This window comes from uncultured Roseobacter sp., assembly GCF_947496515.1.
Taxonomy (GTDB): domain Bacteria; phylum Pseudomonadota; class Alphaproteobacteria; order Rhodobacterales; family Rhodobacteraceae; genus Roseobacter.
The window spans coordinates 265,861-286,491 of sequence record NZ_CANMDB010000001.1 but is presented as its reverse complement, the minus strand read 5'-3'; the positions used below and the strand labels follow the sequence as shown (position 1 = coordinate 286,491).

The following is a 20,631-nucleotide window of genomic DNA, read 5'->3' as shown; positions in this document are numbered from 1 at the left end:
TTGCCGCAGGCCCCATGGCCGCCCATATCTACTCCATGATCAAGCTCATGCCCATCCTGCTGGCCGTGCTCTACGGGCTGGTGATGTACCGCTTTTCCGCCTGGCGCACGGCCAAGGCGCTCGATGAGCAATCGACGGAACTCGCCGATCCAAAGCTCAAGCGGCTGATGGACAGGATGGCCGCGGCGCTGGAGCTGCCGCGCATTCGCGTGCATATCTACGAGATTGATCCGGTGAACGGTCTGGCGGCCCCCGATGGGCGGATCTTCATCACCCGCGGCTTTTACAACAAGTTTCGCGCGGGCGAGGTCACCGACGAGGAGATGGCGAGCGTGATTGCCCATGAGATGGGTCATGTGGCGCTCGGCCATTCCCGCCGCCGAATGATTGATTTCTCGGGCCAGAACGCGCTGCGCACCGCCCTCGGCATGGTGCTGAGCCGGTTTATCCCGGGCATCGGCGTGTGGATTGCCGGGATGCTGACCTCGCTGCTGGCAGCAAGGCTGTCGCGCTCGGACGAATACGAGGCCGACGCCTATGCCGCTGCCCTGCTGACCAAGGCAGGGATTGGTGTCGCACCGCAGATCAGCCTCTTTGAAAAGCTCGAAGGGCTGACGCGTACCAATGGTGGCACGATGCCCGTGTGGCTGATGAGCCATCCCAAGACAGCCGACCGTATTGCCGCCCTGCGCGCGTTGGAGGCAAAGTGGATCGGTGCGCCACCCGCGCGCACCTGAGCCCCCTACCCGACGGCCTTCGCCAATCGAGGCAGACGCGCTTTCTTGAGCAGCGCCCGCATCTCCCACTCCGCGCCCGACAGCCGCCGCGCATCGGCCAGAACCGCGGCGGCGGCGGCCTCGACCGACGCCGGATCCGATTGCCAGCACTGATAGAGGTATTCATCGGGGGCCAGCCGCGCGATCCCCTCTTCGGCCAGCACGCCTTTTGGAAAATCCTTGGCGTTCAGGGTCAGGATCGCATCGCTGGAACTGGAAACCGCCGTGGCCAGAACGTGGATGTCATTGGGGTCCGGCAACCACAGCCGCGACGTCACATGGGGCGCCTCCGCGCGCTCGGCCTCCGGCCAGGCGGCGCGCAACAGCGCAATCTCCGCCCGCGCCTGTGTCTCTCCGGTGGGTCCCAGTTTGATCGCGGCCCGTGCCCATTCCTCCAGGATGCGCGGCGACCATACCGGCTCGAACGCGCCCGTCGCCGCCACGCCCAGCAGCATCGAGCGCATCACCGTTGGGTAAAGGACGCAGGCATCCAGCGTGATCCGCACCGCTCAGACCCGGAAGAAGAGCGATTTGAGATACCCGCTTTGCGCCAGTTGCGGCAGCTGCGGATGGTCCGGGCCAGCAAACCCTGTGTGGATCAGTGCCGCCGATCTGCCCGCCCGGCCGATACCGCGCAGGCTGGCGCCGCGAAACGCCTCCAGATCCGCCGCGTGGGAACACGAACACAGTCCCAGAATGCCGCCATCCACGACCAGCCCCGCAGACAGCCGCGCGATCCGCTCGTAAGCGCGCAAGCCCGCCTCCAGTGCCGGGCGCGCAGGCGCAAAGGCGGGCGGATCGCAGATTACCACGTCAAACCGCGCGCCCTCGCCCGCCAACGCCTGCAGCATGTCAAAGGCGTCACCCTGGCGGGTGGCAAAGCGCGCGGTCATCCCCATCTCTGCGGCACCCGCCTCCGCCAGATCCAGCGCGGGGCGCGCGGCATCCACGGCCAGCGCCTCCGCCGCACCGGCTGCGAGCGCGGCAAGCGAAAACCCTCCCACGTGGCTGAAGACATCCAGCACCCGCGCGCCGCGCGCGAGGGTCGCTGCAAAGGCGTGGTTGGGCCGCTGATCGTAAAAGAGCCCCGTCTTCTGACCGCCGGTCACATCCGCCCTGTAGCGGGCGCCATTCATCGGGACCGTCAGTGGACCGTCGGGTGCGGTCCCGGCCAGCACGCCGGACACATCATCGAGCCCTTCGAGCCCCCGGGTGCGGCCACCGGCATTCTTCAAGACCGTCGCGACCCCCGTGACCGTTTGCAGCGCCGCCACCAGCGCGGGCAGTTGCACCTCGACCCAGGCGGCATTCGGCTGGATCACACAGAGATCCCCGAAGCGATCGATCACGACACCCGGCAGCCCGTCCGCCTCTGCATGGATCAGCCGGTAATAGGGCGCGTCATAGAGCCGTTCGCGCAGCGCCAGCGCTCGGGCCAGCCGCGCCTCGAACCACGCGGCATCAATCGTCGCCCCCGGATCGCGGTCGAGCATGCGCGCGATGATCTTGGAGCCGGGGTTCACCGCCACCACCCCCATGTCGCGCCGGGCGTCATCCTGCAAGCGAGCGAGACTTCCCGGCGTGAGCGCCTTGGTCCGCCGGTCGGTCACCAGCTCATTGGCGTAGACCCAGGGAAACCCGTGGCGGATCGCCCGGGCATTAGCTTTGGGCCGCAGGCGAATGACCGGCAGGTCAGAGATCGTATCGGGAGAGGCTGTTGTCATGGCGCTGCTCTACCCGGTCGTGTGCCGCGGCGAAAGAGCCTATCGGCGCCGTCCGCGCCAACCACCGCGCCGGGTGGGCTGTGCGGCCTTGGCCAGACCTTCCTGCATGACGGCTGTCATGGGATGATCCGGATCGGCCTCTCCATAGCGCGCCAGCAGATCCCGCAGCGCGGCACCGGCCTCTTGTCCCTCAGGCAGGCTCAACGCCCAATCGAGAAAGATCGTCCGGCATTCCGCAAGACCGATGCCGTCAATCCGGTAGGCCTCGCGGATCAATCCCTTGGGGTCGTGCAGGTCCCCGGTCATGATCCCGTCACCGCGTCATCGATTAGCACCACCGCCCGCCGGTATCCCGCCTCCAGTCGCGTCTCAACCGCTTCCATGGTCTTCTCCTCCAATGTGCGCAACACGAACGCCCGGCCCGCGGGACCCAGATCCGCCGCCACCAAGGGCGCGTCCGACAGCAGACGGACGATCTGGTGCACCCGGCCAAGAAAGCGGGCAAGCAGGCTGAGTTCCGCGCCGTCTTCGGCGCTCAGCAGCCCGGCTGCGACTACCGCTTGCAAGCCTGCATCCGTTTCGCTGTGCGACATGCCCTGCGCCAAGGCGCCTGCCTGTGCGAGCAATTCGATCTCTTGCAGGCGGCCGGGGCCGATCTTGACCTCCCACAGGCTGCCGGGCCGTTTGGCCGCCCGGATCCGGTCCCGCATTGCCCCGACCTCTTGCCGCACCTCAGCGACGGGCCGTGCCGTGCTCAGCAACGCCGTGCGAAAACCGCTCACATCCTGCGCCAGATCGCCGGGGCCTGCGATAACAGCCGCGCGGGTCAGGGCCATGTGTTCCCACACCCAGGCCTGCGCGCGCTGGTAGTCCTGAAAGGCGGCCCAGCTGGTGGCCACCGGCCCCTGATTTCCCGAAGGGCGCAGCCGCATATCCACCTCGTAAAGCCGCCCCTGGGACATCGGCGCCGTCAGCGCGGTGATCAGCGCCTGAGTCAGACGGGCGTAATACGGGCGCGTCGCGAGCGGCTTGTCGCCGTCGGAACTTTCGGCATTCTGAGGGTCGTATATGACGATCAGATCAAGGTCAGAGCCTGCGTTGAGCTGCCCGGCCCCTAGCGAGCCCATCCCCAGCACAACAGCGCCGCGACCGGGCGGGGGGCCATGACGGCGCGCGAATTGCTCGGTGACCAACGGCCATAGCACGGCCAGAACCGCCCGGGCGAGATCCGCATACTGGTGCGCCGCCGCCTCTGACTGGATCAGCCCGCGCAGCAGGTGCACCCCGATGCGGAAATGCCACTCCTTGGACCAGCGCCGCGCGGCGTCCAGCGCCCGTTCATAGTCCGCCTCGGCGTTCACTGCGGCTTTCAGCAGCGTCTCCAACCCCGCCTGCCCCGGCCAGTCGTTAAAGAAATCCCCGGCGATCACCGCATCGAAAACGCTGGCGTTGCGCGACAGATACCGGGCCAGCGACGGCGAGGTGCCGGTGACGTCGATCAGCAGATCCATCAGCGTCGGATTGGCCTCCAGCAAGGAAAAGAGCTGCACGCCAGACGGCAGCCCCGCCAAAAAGCCGTCAAAAGCGAGCACCGTCTCCTCCGGTCGGGAGGACTGCGCGAACCGCGCCAGAAGCTCCGGGCGCAGCCGTTCAAAGAGGGTGCGGCTCCGCTCGCTCCGCAGCGCTGGATAGCTCAGCCAGCGCGTCTGCATATCGTCGCTCAGTACGTCCGGTGCGGCACTCTGCGGCTTGGACGGTGCAAAGAAGCCTTCGGTCAGCGCATGCACCTCTTGCAGCCGCGCGCTCAGATCTGCCTCCAGCGCGGCGCGCTCACAATCCATCAGGCAGGCCAGCCGATCAAAGCCTTCGTCGTTGCGCGGCAGGCTGTGGGTCTGGGCGTCCTGCACCATCTGCAACCGGTGCTCGACCGTGCGGTGGGCGGTGTAGTGTTCCGTCAGCACCGCTGCCGTTTCCGCCGGTACCCACCCTTTCCGCGCGAGTGCGGCCAGCGCGGCAACCGTTCCGCGCGGCCTGAGATCCGCGTCACGCCCACCTGCGATCAACTGGCGGGTCTGGGTAAAGAATTCGATCTCGCGGATGCCACCGCGCCCGAGCTTCATATTATGGCCCGACAGCGTAATCGGCCCGCCGAGCCCCTTGTGCGTGCGGATCGCGAGCCGCATGTCGTGGGCATCCTGAATGGCCGCGAAATCAAGGTGCTTGCGCCAAACGAAGGGTGTGAGATCCTTCAGAAAGCGTGCGCCGCCCGCCCGCGTGCCTGCCGCGACCCGCGCCTTGATGTAGGCCGCGCGCTCCCACGTCCGGCCCAGGCTTTCATAGTACCTCTCCGCCGCCTCCATCGCCATGCAGACAGGGGTCACCGCGGGGTCGGGCCGCAAGCGCAGATCCGTGCGAAAGACATAACCTTCGGCGGTATTTTCGCTGAGCGTGGCACTCATCTCGCGGGTTGCCCGGACAAAGGCGGTGCGGGCATCGTGGAAGTCCTCGGGGTCAAAACGCGTCTCGTCAAAAAGGCAAATCAGATCGATGTCGGAGGAATAGTTCAACTCGCCCGCCCCCATCTTGCCCATGGCGAGCACGCACATGCCTGCCGCGTCGTCCAGATCATCCAGCGTCTTGCCCGGCAGCTTGCCCCGGCGGATCTGGCGACCGAGTGCGGCGCGGAGTGCTGCGGTGCAGGCCGCATCAGCCAGATCCGTGAGCGCCCCCGTCACCCGTTCCAACGACCATGCGCCGCCCAGATCCGCCAGAGCCGTCAGGAGCGCAACCCGCCGCTTGGCCTGCCGCAACGTCACCGCTATGTGATCGGGCGGCGCCTCCCGCGCTTGCGAGATCTGCGCCTTGAGCGAGGTCACGGGGGTCTCGAGGGCCATCGGCAGCCACGCGGCTTCCTTGGCAATCAACCCGGCAAGATAAGGGCTGCACCCCGCCGTCCCTTCGATCAAACCGCACAGGTCGCGCGGCAATGCGGGCAGCAGATCCAGCGCTTCGCGCCCGCGGTCCGGATCGAAGGGGCGCGGGCAGCGGGTCAGGGCGGCGGCAAAGCTCATGGCGCAGCATTTGCCGCAGGGCGCGCGGAGGTCAATGGCTGTTTTCGCGACAAGACAGGGTGAAGGCGACGCAAGATTTGCACGACACCAAGGGGAATGTCAGCCGCAACCAGCTGATAAGAAACAACAAAGAAGAAATATGTGAAAAAGATTTACATTTCCTCTTGCGCAGGCCGCCCGGCATCCCAATCTAGGGTATGTGAAAGGCATTCACATAACCAAGACCCCGCAACCGAAACAGAAAGGCATCCCGATGAACACCGCGACTTCCATGACCTCCCTGCCCGCTCGGCCGAGCTGGTTCTCCCGCGCCGAAGACTGGCTCGACCGAAAAGGCAAAGGCGCCTGGATCGCAGCCATGGTGCTCGGGTTCGTCTTTTTCTGGCCCATTGGGCTCGCCCTTCTCTTCTACATGATATGGAGCAAGAACATGTTCAAATCCTGCAGCCGCAAGACCGCCGCCATGCGCACAGGCATGCGCTCCACCGGCAACGCCGCCTTCGACGCCTACAAAAGCGACACGTTGCGCAGGCTCGAAGAAGAGCAAGAGCAGTTTGAAGCTTTCCTCGAGCGTCTGCGCGAGGCAAAAGACAAGGCGGAGTTCGACCAGTTTATGGACGACCGGGCCAACAAGAGTGGCACCACCGCCGACGCCTGATGATGGATCGGTGCCGGGCACGCTCCCGGCACCGCCCTTTGACCACAGAGAAAGCAACACAGCACGATGACGATCCCCGATCCGCAGAACCAGCCCGAATTCTACAAGGACGTGCCCCTCAAGCGCCTGCTGGCCTGGGGAGTGGATGCGACACTGACCTTTGTGCTGTGTCTGCTGGTCCTGCCATTCACCTTTTTCACGGGCATCTTTGTTTTTCCCCTGATGTTCCTGATCGTCGGGTTCATGTACCGCACGGTCACGCTGGCCAATGGGTCGGCGACCTGGGGCATGCGGCTCCTTGCGATCGAGCTGCGCAGGACGGACGGCGAGCGGCTTGATGTGGGGGGAGCTTTTGCCCATACGCTGGGCTACACGGTGAGCTGGGGTGTCTTCCCGCTGCAATTGATTTCAATGGTGATGATGGCCTCTACCGAGCGCGGCCAGGGGCTCAGCGATCATGTTCTCGGCACGGTCGCCGTCAACCGCCGGGCCGCGTTCCGCTAAAGTTGTAAACTTCATCTTGGCGGCTGGGTCATCGCTTGTTATCGTGATGTGTATAATCCTTGGAATCCCATGCGCCACACGTTGCCCATCGCTCCGCAGTTCTACGTGACTGCACCGCAGCCCTGTCCGTATCTGGACGGCCGGATGGAGCGTAAGCTGTTCACCGCACTGCAGGGAGATAACGCCGACAAGCTGAACGACAGCCTGTCTCAGCAAGGGTTCAGACGCTCGCAAAACGTGCTCTACCGCCCCTCCTGTGTCGAATGCTCCGCCTGCCTCAGCGCCCGCATCGATGTGGCGGCGTTCCGGCCCTCGCGCAGCCAGCGCCGCGCCATTTCGCAAAACCGGGATCTCGAACGCCGCGCGACCTCACCCTGGGCCTCCGAAGCACAGTACGAGCTGTTCCGCGCCTATCTTGACAGCCGCCACGCCGAAGGTGGCATGGCGGACATGGACGTGTTCGAATTTGCCGCGATGATCGAAGAGACGCCAATCCGCAGCCGCGTGGTGGAATACGCGGAGACCAAGAGCGGCACGCTAACGGGCGTCAGCCTGACGGATGTGCTGTCGGATGGGTTGAGCATGGTCTACTCCTTCTACGCGCCCGATGAACCCAAGCGCTCGCTTGGTACCTATATGATCCTCGATCATGTGGAGATCGCGCGTGAAGCGGGGCTTCCTTACGTCTATCTTGGCTACTGGGTGCCCGGCAGTCAGAAGATGGGGTACAAGTCCAAGTTTTCCGGGCTGGAGGTATACTTCGGCGGTGCGTGGCAAAAGATGAAGGACCCGGAGGCGTTCAGCGCCGATACGCACCCCCTGTCCACCGATCCCATCGCAGAGCAGGTGGCCAACATCCACCTGCCTGATACCAGGCCGACCCGCTAGGCGCTGCAGATCCATCCCTGATCCAGAGAACTCTCCGTGACACAGAATACCAACGTAAGGGCGTTGCTGCTGGCAGCACTCGTGACTATACCGGGCTATGTCGCTGCTGCACCATCGCCCGAACAGACCTGCGCCAGAATGATCAGCGACGGACGCGCCAACGGGATGGATCAGGCGATTTGCCTGTGCGTATACCGTGTCGCGGAAGAGGTGCTGGACGCTAACATTCGCGCACTGCTGTTCGACTCCTGGTACACGGGCCGCGACAACATGGCTGCCGTTCAGCAATTGCCGCGTCAGGGTCGCGTCACACGGCAAATGGGCAAGATGCAACGCACGGCTGCGCGCAGCTGTCCCGGAGCATTTTGAGCACCGGCGGACCTGTCTGAACGCCTGTCTTGCGTTTTGCGACGGAATAGGTGCCGCTCAACGAAGCTCGCCGCACTCTGAGGCCCGTGCGGCCCGCAGTCGGGCCCGGATGACCTTCGCCGCAGATCGGTAGTGGCTTGGACCCGCTGCTTCGGCCCACCGCCCGGGCGTCCAGCGGTTGTTCGCGCCTTTCATGGGCTGGCTGTAAAGGGCCGCATCGGTTTTGCTCTCCATAAAGGTGACGAGCCGACCGTGAGCCTGTTCCAACCTATTCACAGCCTCGGGCCAAGGGGTGCCAGCGTGGCGCGCGCGCAGATCGGCGTTGTAGCGTTTGAGCTCGTTCCACTTGTAGCCCTTGGCCGGAAACCAAACGGTCTTGCCCGCCTGACCGTTGGCGTACCACCCCAGAAACAGATCGATCCAATGCGCCCGGTGGCAGAGGATGTCGGTGATGGAGGTATCCTCTGCATCCTTCACATCCACCATCGCCGGATCCAGCGTGGCGATGAGATCCGCGAGCTTGCGATATTCCTTTTGGGTCACTTCAAGCAACTGGGTCTTCGTCGTCGCGGCCATTGGTCCTCTCCCTCTTCAGCGGAGTGGATCACGGCGCGCCGCACCGTGCCTTGCTCTGGATCAAATTGAGCGGGATCTCCCGACACATGAAAAAGGGGGCCAGTGGCCCCCTGTCGTCACATAGATGGCGGTGATCAGTTCGGGATCAGATCCGGCACGATGGTCACGATCCCGGGGAAGGTCCACAGAAGCGCCAACCCCGCCACCTGGATCAGCACGAAGGGGATGATCCCACGGTAGATATGCCCGGTCGTGACCTCTTTGGGGGCCACGCCCCGCAGATAGAAGAGCGCGAAGCCAAAAGGTGGTGTCAGGAAGGAGGTCTGCAGGTTCACCGCGATCATGATCGTCACCCATTTGGGATCGAAGCTGCCGCCGTAGATCACGGGGCCGACGATGGGGATCACGATGTAGATGATCTCAAGGAAGTCGAGCACAAAGCCCAGCACGAAGAGCACCAGCATGACGATCAGGAAGACGGTGAACTCATCGTCAAAGCTCTTGAGGAACTGCTGGATATAATGCTCTCCGCCGAAGGAGATCACCACCATGTTCAGAAGCTGCGAGCCGATCAGAATGGTGAAGACCATGGAGGTAACCTTGGCCGTCTCCCGCACCACCGGGCTCAGCACGCCAGAGCTGTAGAGCACCCAGCAGGAGAACAGCAGCCCGAAGAGCGCGTAGAGATACGCGGCATAGGCAACGATAAAGGCGATCCATGTTTCGGCACTGACACTGTTGGCATTGACCCGCAGATCAAAATTGATGCCCACGAGAATACAGACAACGATGGCCAGCGTGGACCAGATGATTACCTTTGGCGTGCGGTCCTGATCCTTGAGCTTGCGGTAGGCGGCCAGCATGATGGCCCCGCCTGCGCCCAGAGCCGCGGCAGGTGTCGGATTGGTGATGCCGCCGAGGATAGAGCCCAGCACGGCCACGATCAGGATGAGCGGTGGAAAGACCACGCGAACCAGCTCGTTACTAGCGCACACCTTGGTCGCGTGGACCACCCCGTACATCAGCAGGACAAAGGGCAGGAACATCAGCGCGACCATGATCCCAGAGGAGGTCGCAGGCCCCACCAGCACGATGTCCACCAGGATCATCCCGATGGCACCGATGGCGCCGACAATAAGCGGTTGCGGTGATTGGGAGGGCGCAATGCCGCGGGCTGAGGTCAGAATGAGCCCTGTCAGAACAAGGATGATCGCGATGCCGGTGCCGATGGGCGCTGCATTGGCGATCTTGTCGACCCGGGCTTGCGCGAACTCTTCGTCGGTCAGCCGTTCCGAGGCCTGCACGCCACCGGCGTCAGCTATGGCCTGTTGCTCTGCGACGGCGGCATCCCAGGCGGCCTGCCCGTGCAGTTCGATCATGGAGGCCTGGCACTCGGGGCCCACATTGGTGCGCAACGAGGCCCCTTCCCCGATGTCGGAAAAACGCGAAACGGTGGTCGACTGGTCGCCGATGACGCCAAGGTTGCCGAGCAGGATGGCACCGACCACCAGCGCCACGGGGGCGCCCAGGAACCAGGTGAACGCCTCGGAGCGGGTGACCGGCTCTGCGTTGGTGCTGCCCATCTCGACGGCGGGGGCCTTGTCAGGGTTCAGCAGCGCGTAGCCAAAGGCATAGAGCGCATAGAGCAGCGCCAGCATGATGCCGGGCAACAACGCTGCTTGGAACAGCGTTCCCACCGACAGGACCGCCGGTTCACCCAGATAGGTCAGAGCGTCGGTACATCCTTCGAGCTTGGCCCGGTCCTCCTGCGCGCGCGAGTAGAGATCCCCCGCCAAAGTGCCCAGAAGAACGATCACGATGGAAGGCGGGATGATCTGCCCCAATGTACCGGAGGCGGCGATGACACCGGTCGACAGCTCCGGCGAATACCCGTTGCGCAACATGGTTGGCAAAGCCAGCAGCCCCATGGTCACGACCGTGGCGCCCACGATCCCGGTGGAGGCGGCAAGGAAGGCCCCCACGACGACGATGGAAACCGCCAGACCGCCGGGCAGCGGGCCAAAGACCCGCGCCATGGTGGTCAGCAGATCATTTGCGATCTTGGAGCGTTCGAGCGTGATCCCCATGAGCACGAACATCAGCACCGCCAGCAGTGTCTCGATGGACTGGCCCGCAAGCACCCGCTCGTTCATACGGTTGACCACGAAGGAGACATTGCGGTTCATGGCGTCTTCCCAACCACGCGGGAACACCGCTTCTTCGATCCGCGGCAACTCCGGGTATCGGAAGACGGAAATCGTGTCGGCCTTGACCCCGGAATTCACCAGATCCCGGTAGACCTGACTGCCGGTATCAATCGCCTGGTGGATGAGCAGCCCGGCGCTGTCCAGTGCTGCGATGATCCCAAAGGAGATCACCCCCGCCCCGGCAATGGCGAAAGCCACCGGAAAGCCTGACAGGATGCCGCCGAAGAGGCAGATGAAAACGATGATCAGGCCGACTTCGACGCCATCTAGTCCGAAAAACATAAACCGTCCCTCATTGCGCTGCGTGTATCGCGGCGTCTCTTAGTGTGTGCCCTCATAGGCTTCTTCGCCGTCGCCCAAGCTATCGCGGTCGAGGTATTTGTTTTCGCTCTCAGGGCCTTCTTTCCACTCCAGATAGGAGCGGAAGAGCATCGACACCGCCTGCAGGAACAGCATCGCCGTGAAGGCGCAGAGCAGGACCTTGAAGAGGAAATACGCGTTGAAGCCGTTGGGGCTGAAGCCGATGGTCTCCACGTTCCAGCGCAGGGCGCGGGACTTCATCAGCAGCCGGTCGAGCGTGTCGGAGGCAGACGGGTTGGGCACGATCAGATGGCGCCAGAGGAAGAACCAGCCGTACATCCAGATAAGCACCGCCACCGGCATCATGAAAAACACGGCGCCGAACATGTCGATCACCTTCTTGGTGCGGAACTTGACGGCGGAGTAGACCAGATCAACGCGGACATGGCCGCCCTGCACAAAGGTGTAGGCCATGCACAGGCAAACGACCAACGCATTGTAAAGCTTGAGCTCTTCGGCAAACCAGCTGATATCGAACTGCAAGGGAATGCCAAACCCGATGGAGATATCAGGCCGCGTGAAGATCCGCTGCATAAAGACGATGATGATTTGCTGGATCACCATCAACAGCCCGGCCCAGGCAAAAAAGCGCCCTGTGGTATTGGCAAAGCTTTCCAGCACGCGCACGCAGCCCCACATGAAACCGTTGCGCCACAGACCGATGCCGAACAGGACCAGCACGGTGGTCAAAACGACAAAGAAGAACTCCACCGATCCGCCGTAGTAGACGAAGCGGGTGATGGCCTCCTTGTTTGACCAGTCCAGCCAAAGCGACGGATGGGTGATCGCGTAGGCTAGATTGTAAAAGGCCATGGCGATGTTGACAAAGAACCACTGGATCCCTTCAAGGATGATCCAGACTCCGCCTGATGCTTCGGCCGCGTCATTTTCCATATATGTCCCTCACCCGATGTGCCCGCCCCGGCACTGACCAAGCCACACTGGTCAGGAACCGGCGGGTCTCGGTGTAGCGAGAGGGCAAGAGCCGTGGCCCCCTGCCCTCTCGCTGATCTTGGCAGATCGCCTAGCCGTTGGCCAGCACGCGGTTGCGTTGCTCGACGTAGAAGCCGTCGGACTTGAGCAGCCAGTCGGAGCTTTGCGCCAGCGATTCCTCGAAGGAACCCCGGATCTTAGCAAAGAGCTCGTCGCCCATGTTCTCGTCCAGCACGGTCTTGGACGCGGCACCGAAGGCATCCCAGACATCGTCGGGGAACTGCAGCGCCTTGACGCCCTGTGCCTGCAGACGCGCGAGCGCGGCGCCGTTGTTGGCGAGCGTTTCGGCCAGCTGGTAGTGGGTGGTGGCCATGGCCGCATTCTCGATGATCGCCTGATGCGCGGGTTCCAGATCGTTGAACACGTCGAGGTTCACAGCCGCTGTCAGAGCCGAGCCCGGCTCGTGGAAACCGGCGGTGTAGTAGACTTTGGCCACTTCCTGGAAGCCGGCGCGTTCGTCCGCGAAGGGACCGACCCACTCCAGACCGTCCAGCGCGCCGGAGCTCAGCGCCTGATAAAGCTCGCCGCCGGGGATGTTCTGCACGGAGGCACCAAGCTCGCCCAGCACCTTGCCACCCAGACCCGGCATGCGGAATTTCAGACCATTGAAGTCTTCGGCGGAGTTGATCTCGTTGCGGAACCAGCCACCCGACTGCGATCCGGAGTTGCCGGCGATGAAGGATTTCAGATTGAAGATCTCGCCCAGCTCATTGTGCAGCTCGTGACCGCCGCCGTGGTGGTACCAGTTGGTGACCTCCTGAGCTGTGCCGCCAAAGGGCACCGCGGTGAAATACGCGTACCCAGGGTGCTGGTTGATGAAGTAGTAATCCGCGGCGTGGTAGATGTCCGCCTGACCGGAGGAGACCGCGTCAAACACCTCAAAGGCGCCGACGAGTTCACCGGGGGCTTTCTTCTCGATTGTCAGCGAGCCGCCGGACATCGCGCCGACCATCTCTTCGAAGTAGGTCGCGGCATCGTCCAGAACCGCGAAACCGCGGGGCCAGCTTGTGACCATTGTGAGGGTCCGGTTGCCTTGGGCAATCGCGGGTGCGGCCAGAGTGGTTGCCGCAGCGGCCGAGCCGCCGAGTGCAGATGTCTTCAGAAATGAACGACGATCCATGTAGGTAGTCCTCCCAGACTATTTCGCCCACGGCGCAGATCCGCGCGCGGGTCGTTTCAAGTGGCGCCACACTAGCGATGCCTCTGCCAATTGAAATACCAACTACTGCGTAGATTTCGATCATTTTGATACACGGACGGTCGGTTGTGCGGCAGTTTGCCGAATGCAGCGGGGTGCGGCGTCCGTGTTTGACAGCCCGGTGGTGGACCGATCAAGGCTTTGATTCGCCCGGGTTTGAGCGTAACCAAAGGGCGATGAAAAAGCTTCTCAGCCCTCTGATGCGCCCCAGCTACGCGCAGAAGTTGTCCCTTGTCGCCACGGTTCCGCTGATCGTGGCGGTGGCAGCCATTGCGGTGCTGGTGGCCTATCAGTCACGGGCGCTGGCCGAGCGCGAGATCAAGCTGCTGGAAACGCAGCTGCTGGAGGCCAAGAAGGCGGAACTGCGGAATTACGTCACACAGGCCCGGAACGGTTTTTACTTCATCTACGGCTCCGCCGCCCCCGACGATCAGACCGCCAAGGATCAGGTCGCCCAGATCCTGTCGGCGATGATCTATGGCTCTGACGGGTTCTTTTTCGTCTACGACTACGACGGCACCAACCTGGTCAGCCCGCGCCAGACAGAGCGCATCAACCGCAACTGGAGCGGCGAGACCGACAGCGAAGGCACCGCCGTCGTGGATGAGCTGATCCGCATCGCGCGGCAGGGCGACGGGTATCTGACGCATCTGTGGCCAAAACCCTCCACCCGCGACGAGGCGCGGATGATCACCTATGTGACCAGCTTTCCCAGCTGGCGGTGGGCCGTGGGTACGGGGGTTTTCATTGACGATGTGCTGGCCACCGTCGCCTCCGCCCGGGCCGAGGTGGAGGAACGGGTCCAGCAGACGTTTTTCTACATCGGGCTGATCACGCTGGCGGCCCTGCTGGCGGTGTTTCTGACCGGCATGGGCCTGAACATCCGCGAGCGGCGTCTGGCGGACATCAAGCTCAAGCGGCTCACCCAACGGGTGCTCGACGCGCAGGAGGAGGAGCGTGGGCGTGTTGCGCGCGAACTCCATGACGGGATCAGCCAGTTGCTGGTCGGTGTGCGGTACGCGCTCGATACCGCGCGGCGCAAACTTGAACGCGGCGATCCGGAGGCCAAGGCGCCGCTCAACAAGGGCATCGACACGCTGGGAGAGGCCATTCACGAAGTGCGCCGGATCAGTCGCGATCTGCGACCCGGAGTTCTGGATGATCTGGGGCTTGGCCCGGCGATCAAGGCGCTGGCGGAGGATTTCTCCGACCGCACCGGGGTCGAGATCGATTTTGAGACGGTGGTTTTCCGCAACCGCCTGGACGAAGAAGCCAAGATCGCCATGTACCGCATCGCGCAGGAAGCACTGACCAATATCGAACGCCACGCCAAGGCCAGCCACGTACGCATCGACCTGCGCGGCCACAAGAAAGGCGCCACCCTGCGGATCGAGGACAACGGCTGCGGCCTGCCCGACACGCCCACGGGCGGTCTGGGGCTGCGCAACATGCAGGAGCGGATCGACCAGCTTGAGGGTCGGTTGCGCATTACACAGCCACGCCGCGGCGCCGGAACCACCATCGAAGTCACCGTGCCGCTGTCGCATCTTTTGCCGCCCGGACCGGAACGGCACCAACGCCCCGAGGTCCCCGTATGAGCACTCTGAACCAAATCCGCATCCTGATCGTGGACGATCACCCGATGGTTGCCGAAGGCATCCAATCCATCCTGGAAAGCTACGATGACATCACTGTGGTGGGCACCCGCAACTCCGCTAACGAGGCCATCGCCGATCTGAAGACCCTGGATCCGGACGTCATTCTGATGGATCTCAACATGCCGGAGATGGGCGGGCTGACCGCGACGGAGATCATCCTCGAGCAACGGCCCCAGACCCGCATTCTGGTGCTGTCGATGCACGACAGCCCCGAATATATCTCTAGTGCGCTGAGCCATGGGGCCATGGGATATGTACTCAAGGACGTGCCCACCGACGAGATCAAGCAGGCCATCGACGTGGTGATGGGAGGGGATCGGTACTTGTGTACCGGCGCGCGTGGGTCGCTGGCACCAAAAGAGGATAACGCCCGGGAGGCGCTGACGGGGCGCGAGCAGACGATCCTGTTGCAGGTGGCGCAGGGCAAATCCAACAAGGAGGTGGCTCAGGCGCTGGATATTTCGGTCCGCACGGTCGAGACGCACCGCAAGAACATCAAACGAAAACTGGGTATTTCCAGCACCGCCGGGCTGACCCGTTACGCCATGGAACATGGGGTGCTGCAAGGCACGGGGGCGCAGTTCTGATCACGGCACCGACGCTGGCCCTTTTTTGCGTTTTTTGAAGCTTCGGGTTGAGGGTTTCTTAAGCAACGCCGGGCTATTCAAACCGCATGAACATGCAAAGCCAGATCACCGCGCCCGATGCCGCGACACTCGACACCCTGCCCTACCGCAAGGCGATCGACCGGGTTGCGATGTTGCGCACTCTTTCCATGCAGATTGCACTGAATGTCAGCCAGCTCGCAGCGGACGAGACCTCGACCCGGCACGGACAGCTCACCTCCGATCTGAAGGACCTGTCCGCGAGCCTGAAGACGACGGCAGCGGTTCTGAGCGGTGAGCAGACCTTTGACGATTTGCCGGAGGCCTTGGGTCACTGGCTGGCCTCCATCGCCAAGCAGAACACCAAGGAAGCTCATGTGATCGCGCATATGGCGGACAAGGCCGACAAATTGGTTCAACAGGCGCTGAGCGGCGATGGCGTCGAAGCCACAGACCTCGCGTCCTTCATCAGCTTTGCAGAGGACGATTTTCTCAGCGCGGTCAGCCGTCTGACCGATCGGATCTGGGCCACCATTGAAGATGGCCGCGCCGAACAGTTGGAGCGGGCCATGCAGTCTGCCGCGCGCCTCAACGAAGGGCTCACCCGGCTGGAACGCATCGGTAAATACGTGCGTTCGATGTCGATCAACGCCTCCGTCGAGGCGTCGCGCGCTGGCGAGGCAGGCAAGGGCCTCGCAATCATCGCGCAGGAGTTCAAGACACTCGCCGAAGAGGTGCAGCAGCTGACCGTTTCGGCGCGCGAGGATATCGAAAGCATCGAAAGTTCCTGATCTCTCGAAACCGGCTCGATCCTGGTGTCCGGAATTGCGAAAATGTCTCGATACCGGCGCTGGCTGCAATGATCTGTCATGAAACCGCTGTCTCAGGACATATTTTTTTCTGCAGAAGGCGCTTGACGCTATCTGTACCCGCTTCTAATGTCGCCAAACATGAAGAAGGGGCGTTCCATGGCTGTTCTAGTCGTCATTGTAGGAAAGTTGCGCATGGGCCGGTAGCGGAGACCATCTTCTGACCCTTGCGCCCCCGCCAAAACCGGGGGCTTTTTTATGTCCGAAAGGTAAAAGCGGCCTGGCACAGGCCACAGCGGAGTTCAAAGATATGACACGGCAGATGTCCGGCGCAAAGATGATTGTCCAGGCCTTGATCGATCAGGGCGTTGACACCGTATTTGGATACCCCGGCGGCGCGGTCCTGCCGATCTACGACGAATTGCACCAACAAAATGCGATCCGGCACATTCTGGTGCGCCACGAGCAAGGCGCGGTGCATGCAGCAGAAGGATACGCCCGTGCGACCGGCAAACCGGGCGTCGTCATTGTGACCTCCGGGCCTGGTGCGACAAATGCCGTGACCGGCCTGACCGACGCGCTGATGGATTCCATCCCGATCGTCGTGCTGACCGGCCAGGTGCCCACGTTCATGATCGGATCGGACGCCTTTCAGGAGGCCGATACCGTCGGCATCACCCGCCCCTGCACCAAGCACAATTGGCTGGTGAAAGAAACAGAGCGCCTCGCCGGTGTTCTCCACGAGGCATTTCACGTGGCCACGCAAGGACGGCCCGGTCCGGTGCTCGTCGACATCCCCAAGGACGTGCAGTTCGCCACGGGCAGCTACGCGCCGCCGAAACCCTCCGCCTCGCGGTACCAGCCGAGGGTCAAGGGCGACATGGAGGAGATCACCGAGCTGGTGGCGGCCATGGAAAAGGCAAAGCGGCCCGTCTTTTACACAGGCGGCGGTGTGATCAATTCGGGCCCCGCCGCCAGCCAGCTGTTGCGCGAGCTGGTCAAGGCCACCGGATTTCCGATTACCTCTACACTGATGGGGCTCGGCAGCTACCCGGCGTCAGGCGAAAACTGGCTTGGCATGTTGGGGATGCACGGGCTCTACCAGGCGAATATGGCGATGCATGATTGCGATCTGATGATCAACATCGGCGCGCGCTTCGATGACCGGATCACCGGGCGCATAGATGCCTTCAGCCCCAAGTCGATCAAGGCACATATCGACATCGACCCCTCCTCCATCAACAAGGTCATCAAGACCGACATCCCCATCGTTGGCGATGTGGGCCATGTGCTGGAGGATATCCTCAAGGTTTGGAAGTCGCGCGGGCGCAAAACAAATTCCGAGGCGCTTGCCAAATGGTGGCGCCAGATCGAAGCCTGGAAAGAGGTCGATTGCCTGAAGTTCAAGCAGACCGGCAAGACCATCAAACCACAGCACGCGCTCGTGCGGCTGGAAGAGCTGACCAAGAAGCACGACCGCTACATTTGCACCGAAGTGGGCCAGCATCAAATGTGGGCGGCGCAATACCTGGGTTTTGAAGACCCCAACCGCTGGATGACCTCCGGCGGCCTGGGCACCATGGGTTACGGCTTCCCTGCCTCCATCGGCGTGCAGATGGGCCATCCGGATGCGCTGGTGATCAACGTCGCGGGCGAGGCGAGCTGGCTGATGAACATGCAGGAGATGGGCACGGCCGTTCAATACCGCCTGCCCGTCAAACAGTTCATCCTGAACAACGAACGTCTCGGCATGGTGCGCCAGTGGCAGGAGTTGCTGCACGGCGAACGTTACTCGCAAAGCTGGTCCGAAGCGCTGCCTGATTTCGTGAAGCTGGCCGAGGCCTTTGGTGCCAAGGGTATCCTGTGCTCGGATCCCGACGATCTCGACGATGCGATCATGGAGATGATCAACCACGATGGCCCGGTAATCTTTGACTGTCTGGTGGAAAAGCACGAAAACTGCTTCCCCATGATCCCGTCGGGTAAAGCGCACAACGAGATGCTGCTGGGCGAAGCGGAGACCCAGGGTGTGATCGACAGCAAGGGGAGCGTGCTGGTGTGAAGCCACGAGCGACGTTTCTCACCGGCATCGCGGTACTACTGGCCATGGGCTGCACGCCGGTTTCTGACAGCCAGTCCGGTCGTTCCCTCCAGGTATTCTCGACCATAGAGCTAGGGCCGACCGGCACGGCGCGGTTCCGAGAATTCAGGCAGAGTACCGACTTTTTCGGCGCGATGTATGTCACCGAAGACGGTCGCGGTGGCGGACGGCAGGGCGCGGCCCCAACCCTCGCAGACGCCAAAAGAGCGGCAAAAGCAACCTGCGACGACATCAGTGCCAAGCATGCAGATGGCATGGCTTGCGTGCTTTACGCGACCGTTGAACCGGTCGATCCCACCGCGACCGACGGGCTTCCGGCTGCCGCATTCCAATCCTTGGAACGTGCGCGGTCACGTACTGCCGCTGGCAGGTTCGCTGCTTTGTCCATGAATACGGACGGTGCATTCGCAACCGCCGGAAACGCAGCCTCGCAGCGCGAAGCAAATCGTACCGCACTTGAGGGGTGCAATGCGTCTGCCGGGAAAATGCGCGTGCGGGATAGTCCTGCAGGAAGGGCGACGAAAACCCGCTTCGGCGCCTATAAGTGCCGGGTGTTGGTTGAGGACAGCCTGTAAATGAACCGGTCGGATGTCTTCCTCATCTCGGCCCGCGTTCGGGTCGCGTCATCCTATTGTCGTGAGGACCAATCGTCCCACGTGCGAGCCGGCCTCGGCCGTAGAAAAGACGCATGCAATGGTCGCCTGACCAAAACCTGGGATGATCAAATGGTCAGCTCTGCACCATGTTCCTGTTTCGTAGGTGTGCTATGAGCGACCGGACTGGCGCCTCGTGTTTGGCACATACTTTGCCACCAAGACACTCACTCCACCAACACCTCGTCCAGCAAGTGGCCCACGTTCTCTACAATCGCGTCCGAAGCGTCCCAAGTGCTACCCGGCGGCACAGCCCCCGGAAAGGCCACGCAGGAAGCACCCGCACGACGGGCCGCTTGAAGGCTTTCGGGCGTGTCTTCCACCGCCACGACATCGCCCGGGCTGACGTTGAGCTCGCGCATCGCGAGACGGTAACATTCGGGGTCGGGTTTGGGGTTGTTGACCATGCTGCGGTCCACGATCAGATCAAAATCATGGGCCGAGACCTTCCCGCCCAACGCATCCAGCGCCGCATCAATGTTTTCCCGCGACGTTGTCGTCACCCACGCCAGCGGGATCCGCTGCGCTTTCGCCGATCCAATCAACTCGGCAACACCGGGGCGTGGGCTCAGCCCTTCGCGCCGCATGCGTGTTTGGAAAATCTCGGATTTAGCGGCGTGCAACGCTGCCACATCAACGTCTTGCCCACGTTCCTGCGCATAGGCCGCGATGCGGTTCTTGCCGCCCACCACCGCCAGCAATTTTTCGTAAACAGGCCAATCCCACGACCAGTCCAAGCCCGCGCGCTCAAAGGCTGCGTTGAATGCCTGACGCTGCAGATCAGAGGTGTCGACAACGGTGCCGATGGCGCCCAGAAAAATTGCTTTCGGTTTCATGAGGTTTCCCGTTCAAAGGCCGCGCCGCGCGGCAGTTGCGTTCAACCTCTCCAACGTCTCAGCTTCAAAAAGGTTCGCCATGTCCCCGCTAAAAATCAAAAAAGGTGCTACCAGCCATTCCGCCTACAACCTGCGCCCCACATTCTCGGATGTGGTGGAGCGGCACACACTTGCGGTGCTGGTCGAGAACGAGCCGGGGGTTCTGGCGCGAGTGATCGGTCTGTTTTCCGGGCGTGGGTACAACATCGACAGCCTGACCGTCGCCGAAGTTGATCACACGGGGCATCTGAGCCGGATCACCATCGTGACGTCCGGCACACCGCAAGTGATCGAGCAAATCAAGGCGCAGCTGGGCCGAATTGTCAGCGTGCACGATGTTCATGACCTGACCGTCGAGGGCGCCAGCGTCGAGCGTGAGCTTGCCATGTTCAAGGTGACCGGCACCGGTGACAAACGGGTCGAAGCCCTGCGGTTGGCCGACATCTTCCGGGCGAGCGTCGTGGATAGCACGCTCGAAAGCTTCATCTTCGAGATCACCGGCGCGCCGGAAAAGGTCGACGCTTTTGCGGATCTCATGCGCCCGCTGGGCCTGACCGACGTGGCACGCACCGGTGTCGCGGCACTTTCGCGCGGAGAGTAGCCGCC

The 20,631-nt window shown here is 62.6% G+C and carries 20 protein-coding genes; 11 read left to right on the top strand and 9 right to left on the bottom strand.

The features are described 5' to 3' along the window. The first annotated feature begins 35 nt into the window (after positions 1–35). The gene (locus Q1A53_RS01435; protein ID WP_299963036.1) at positions 36–737 is read left to right on the top strand and encodes a M48 family metallopeptidase; all 702 of its coding nucleotides are present in this window, start codon (positions 36–38) and stop codon (positions 735–737) included. Between the two features lie 5 nt (positions 738–742). Here the strand turns inward: Q1A53_RS01435 and Q1A53_RS01430 are convergent, their stop codons facing one another. The 4 genes from Q1A53_RS01430 to Q1A53_RS01415 are packed head-to-tail and all read right to left on the bottom strand — an operon-like array spanning position 743 to position 5,571. Continuing rightward, positions 743–1,282, bottom strand: a complete 540-nt coding sequence (locus Q1A53_RS01430) for an RSP_2648 family PIN domain-containing protein (RefSeq protein ID WP_299962224.1) — start codon at positions 1,280–1,282, stop codon at positions 743–745. A 3-nt stretch (positions 1,283–1,285) separates the two neighbouring features. Further along, entirely contained in the window at positions 1,286–2,500 is a 1,215-nt protein-coding gene (locus Q1A53_RS01425; RefSeq protein WP_299962222.1) for an RSP_2647 family RNA methyltransferase, read from the bottom strand. 39 nt (positions 2,501–2,539) lie between these two features. Further along, positions 2,540–2,806 carry a hypothetical protein gene (locus tag Q1A53_RS01420; RefSeq protein ID WP_299962221.1) on the bottom strand — a complete coding sequence of 89 codons (267 nt, stop codon included), beginning with the start codon at positions 2,804–2,806 and terminating at the stop codon, positions 2,540–2,542. After that, positions 2,803–5,571: a glutamine-synthetase adenylyltransferase gene (locus tag Q1A53_RS01415; RefSeq protein WP_299962220.1), complete on the bottom strand. Its 2,769-nt coding sequence runs from the start codon at positions 5,569–5,571 to the stop codon at positions 2,803–2,805. The genes Q1A53_RS01420 and Q1A53_RS01415 overlap by 4 nt, the downstream gene beginning before the upstream one ends. Positions 5,572–5,824: 253 nt before the next feature. On the opposite strand from Q1A53_RS01415, the gene Q1A53_RS01410 reads away from it, so the two are divergent. The 4 genes from Q1A53_RS01410 to Q1A53_RS01395 all read left to right on the top strand — a co-directional run bounded on the left by Q1A53_RS01410 (position 5,825) and on the right by Q1A53_RS01395 (position 7,990). Next, positions 5,825–6,229: a DUF2852 domain-containing protein gene (locus tag Q1A53_RS01410; protein WP_299962218.1), complete on the top strand. Its 405-nt coding sequence runs from the start codon at positions 5,825–5,827 to the stop codon at positions 6,227–6,229. A 66-nt stretch (positions 6,230–6,295) separates the two neighbouring features. Further along, positions 6,296–6,733 (top strand): RDD family protein, encoded by a 438-nt coding sequence (locus Q1A53_RS01405; protein WP_299962216.1) that lies wholly within the window; start codon positions 6,296–6,298, stop codon positions 6,731–6,733. 69 nt (positions 6,734–6,802) lie between these two features. Continuing rightward, positions 6,803–7,621 carry an arginyltransferase gene (locus tag Q1A53_RS01400; protein ID WP_299962214.1) on the top strand — a complete coding sequence of 273 codons (819 nt, stop codon included), beginning with the start codon at positions 6,803–6,805 and terminating at the stop codon, positions 7,619–7,621. 36 nt (positions 7,622–7,657) lie between these two features. Next, complete coding sequence (locus Q1A53_RS01395) at positions 7,658–7,990, top strand: hypothetical protein (RefSeq protein WP_299962212.1); 333 nt, start codon at positions 7,658–7,660, stop codon at positions 7,988–7,990. A gap of 57 nt (positions 7,991–8,047) precedes the next feature. Here Q1A53_RS01395 and Q1A53_RS01390 read toward each other — a convergent pair whose 3' ends face one another. The 4 genes from Q1A53_RS01390 to Q1A53_RS01375 form a co-directional block, all read right to left on the bottom strand. Further along, on the bottom strand, positions 8,048–8,566 hold the full coding sequence (locus tag Q1A53_RS01390; protein WP_299962211.1) for a ClbS/DfsB family four-helix bundle protein: 519 nt from the start codon (positions 8,564–8,566) through the stop codon (positions 8,048–8,050). A gap of 134 nt (positions 8,567–8,700) precedes the next feature. Next, positions 8,701–11,055 carry a TRAP transporter large permease subunit gene (locus Q1A53_RS01385; RefSeq protein WP_299962209.1) on the bottom strand — a complete coding sequence of 785 codons (2,355 nt, stop codon included), beginning with the start codon at positions 11,053–11,055 and terminating at the stop codon, positions 8,701–8,703. Between the two features lie 39 nt (positions 11,056–11,094). After that, positions 11,095–12,027 (bottom strand): TRAP transporter small permease subunit, encoded by a 933-nt coding sequence (locus tag Q1A53_RS01380; protein WP_299962207.1) that lies wholly within the window; start codon positions 12,025–12,027, stop codon positions 11,095–11,097. A gap of 130 nt (positions 12,028–12,157) precedes the next feature. Beyond that, positions 12,158–13,246, bottom strand: a complete 1,089-nt coding sequence (locus tag Q1A53_RS01375) for a TRAP transporter substrate-binding protein (RefSeq protein ID WP_299962205.1) — start codon at positions 13,244–13,246, stop codon at positions 12,158–12,160. A gap of 254 nt (positions 13,247–13,500) precedes the next feature. Here Q1A53_RS01375 and Q1A53_RS01370 point away from each other — a divergent pair, with 254 nt between their 5' ends. The 5 genes from Q1A53_RS01370 (at position 13,501) to Q1A53_RS01350 (ending at position 19,072) form a co-directional block, all read left to right on the top strand. Next, entirely contained in the window at positions 13,501–14,922 is a 1,422-nt protein-coding gene (locus Q1A53_RS01370; protein ID WP_299962204.1) for a cache domain-containing protein, read from the top strand. Next, positions 14,919–15,569 carry a response regulator transcription factor gene (locus tag Q1A53_RS01365; protein ID WP_299962202.1) on the top strand — a complete coding sequence of 217 codons (651 nt, stop codon included), beginning with the start codon at positions 14,919–14,921 and terminating at the stop codon, positions 15,567–15,569. Before Q1A53_RS01370 ends, Q1A53_RS01365 begins: the two co-directional genes overlap by 4 nt. Before the next feature lie 86 nt (positions 15,570–15,655). Next, complete coding sequence (locus tag Q1A53_RS01360; RefSeq protein WP_299962200.1) at positions 15,656–16,378, top strand: methyl-accepting chemotaxis protein; 723 nt, start codon at positions 15,656–15,658, stop codon at positions 16,376–16,378. Between the two features lie 328 nt (positions 16,379–16,706). Further along, entirely contained in the window at positions 16,707–18,458 is a 1,752-nt protein-coding gene (locus tag Q1A53_RS01355) for an acetolactate synthase 3 large subunit (protein WP_299962198.1), read from the top strand. Beyond that, positions 18,455–19,072 carry a hypothetical protein gene (locus Q1A53_RS01350; protein WP_299962196.1) on the top strand — a complete coding sequence of 206 codons (618 nt, stop codon included), beginning with the start codon at positions 18,455–18,457 and terminating at the stop codon, positions 19,070–19,072. Before Q1A53_RS01355 ends, Q1A53_RS01350 begins: the two co-directional genes overlap by 4 nt. A 245-nt stretch (positions 19,073–19,317) precedes the next feature. Here the strand turns inward: Q1A53_RS01350 and Q1A53_RS01345 are convergent, their stop codons facing one another. Continuing rightward, positions 19,318–19,986: an HAD-IA family hydrolase gene (locus Q1A53_RS01345; protein ID WP_299962194.1), complete on the bottom strand. Its 669-nt coding sequence runs from the start codon at positions 19,984–19,986 to the stop codon at positions 19,318–19,320. A gap of 79 nt (positions 19,987–20,065) precedes the next feature. On the opposite strand from Q1A53_RS01345, the gene ilvN reads away from it, so the two are divergent. Continuing rightward, positions 20,066–20,626 (top strand): acetolactate synthase small subunit, encoded by a 561-nt coding sequence (gene ilvN / locus Q1A53_RS01340; protein WP_299962192.1) that lies wholly within the window; start codon positions 20,066–20,068, stop codon positions 20,624–20,626. Positions 20,627–20,631: the final 5 nt, after the last annotated feature.

What these genes read in the sequence shown, in the direction of transcription:
- Q1A53_RS01435 (WP_299963036.1), top strand. Translation starts at nt 36, where the DNA reads ATGATCAAGCTCATGCCCATCCTGCTGGCCGTGCTCTACGGGCTGGTG.
- Q1A53_RS01425 (WP_299962222.1), bottom strand. Translation starts at nt 2,500, where the DNA reads ATGACAACAGCCTCTCCCGATACGATCTCTGACCTGCCGGTCATTCGC.
- Q1A53_RS01420 (WP_299962221.1), bottom strand. Translation starts at nt 2,806, where the DNA reads ATGACCGGGGACCTGCACGACCCCAAGGGATTGATCCGCGAGGCCTAC.
- Q1A53_RS01415 (WP_299962220.1), bottom strand. Translation starts at nt 5,571, where the DNA reads ATGAGCTTTGCCGCCGCCCTGACCCGCTGCCCGCGCCCCTTCGATCCG.
- Q1A53_RS01410 (WP_299962218.1), top strand. Translation starts at nt 5,825, where the DNA reads ATGAACACCGCGACTTCCATGACCTCCCTGCCCGCTCGGCCGAGCTGG.
- Q1A53_RS01405 (WP_299962216.1), top strand. Translation starts at nt 6,296, where the DNA reads ATGACGATCCCCGATCCGCAGAACCAGCCCGAATTCTACAAGGACGTG.
- Q1A53_RS01400 (WP_299962214.1), top strand. Translation starts at nt 6,803, where the DNA reads ATGCGCCACACGTTGCCCATCGCTCCGCAGTTCTACGTGACTGCACCG.
- Q1A53_RS01390 (WP_299962211.1), bottom strand. Translation starts at nt 8,566, where the DNA reads ATGGCCGCGACGACGAAGACCCAGTTGCTTGAAGTGACCCAAAAGGAA.
- Q1A53_RS01385 (WP_299962209.1), bottom strand. Translation starts at nt 11,055, where the DNA reads ATGTTTTTCGGACTAGATGGCGTCGAAGTCGGCCTGATCATCGTTTTC.
- Q1A53_RS01380 (WP_299962207.1), bottom strand. Translation starts at nt 12,027, where the DNA reads ATGGAAAATGACGCGGCCGAAGCATCAGGCGGAGTCTGGATCATCCTT.
- Q1A53_RS01375 (WP_299962205.1), bottom strand. Translation starts at nt 13,246, where the DNA reads ATGGATCGTCGTTCATTTCTGAAGACATCTGCACTCGGCGGCTCGGCC.
- Q1A53_RS01370 (WP_299962204.1), top strand. Translation starts at nt 13,501, where the DNA reads ATGAAAAAGCTTCTCAGCCCTCTGATGCGCCCCAGCTACGCGCAGAAG.
- Q1A53_RS01365 (WP_299962202.1), top strand. Translation starts at nt 14,919, where the DNA reads ATGAGCACTCTGAACCAAATCCGCATCCTGATCGTGGACGATCACCCG.
- Q1A53_RS01360 (WP_299962200.1), top strand. Translation starts at nt 15,656, where the DNA reads ATGAACATGCAAAGCCAGATCACCGCGCCCGATGCCGCGACACTCGAC.
- Q1A53_RS01355 (WP_299962198.1), top strand. Translation starts at nt 16,707, where the DNA reads ATGACACGGCAGATGTCCGGCGCAAAGATGATTGTCCAGGCCTTGATC.
- Q1A53_RS01345 (WP_299962194.1), bottom strand. Translation starts at nt 19,986, where the DNA reads ATGAAACCGAAAGCAATTTTTCTGGGCGCCATCGGCACCGTTGTCGAC.
- ilvN (WP_299962192.1), top strand. Translation starts at nt 20,066, where the DNA reads ATGTCCCCGCTAAAAATCAAAAAAGGTGCTACCAGCCATTCCGCCTAC.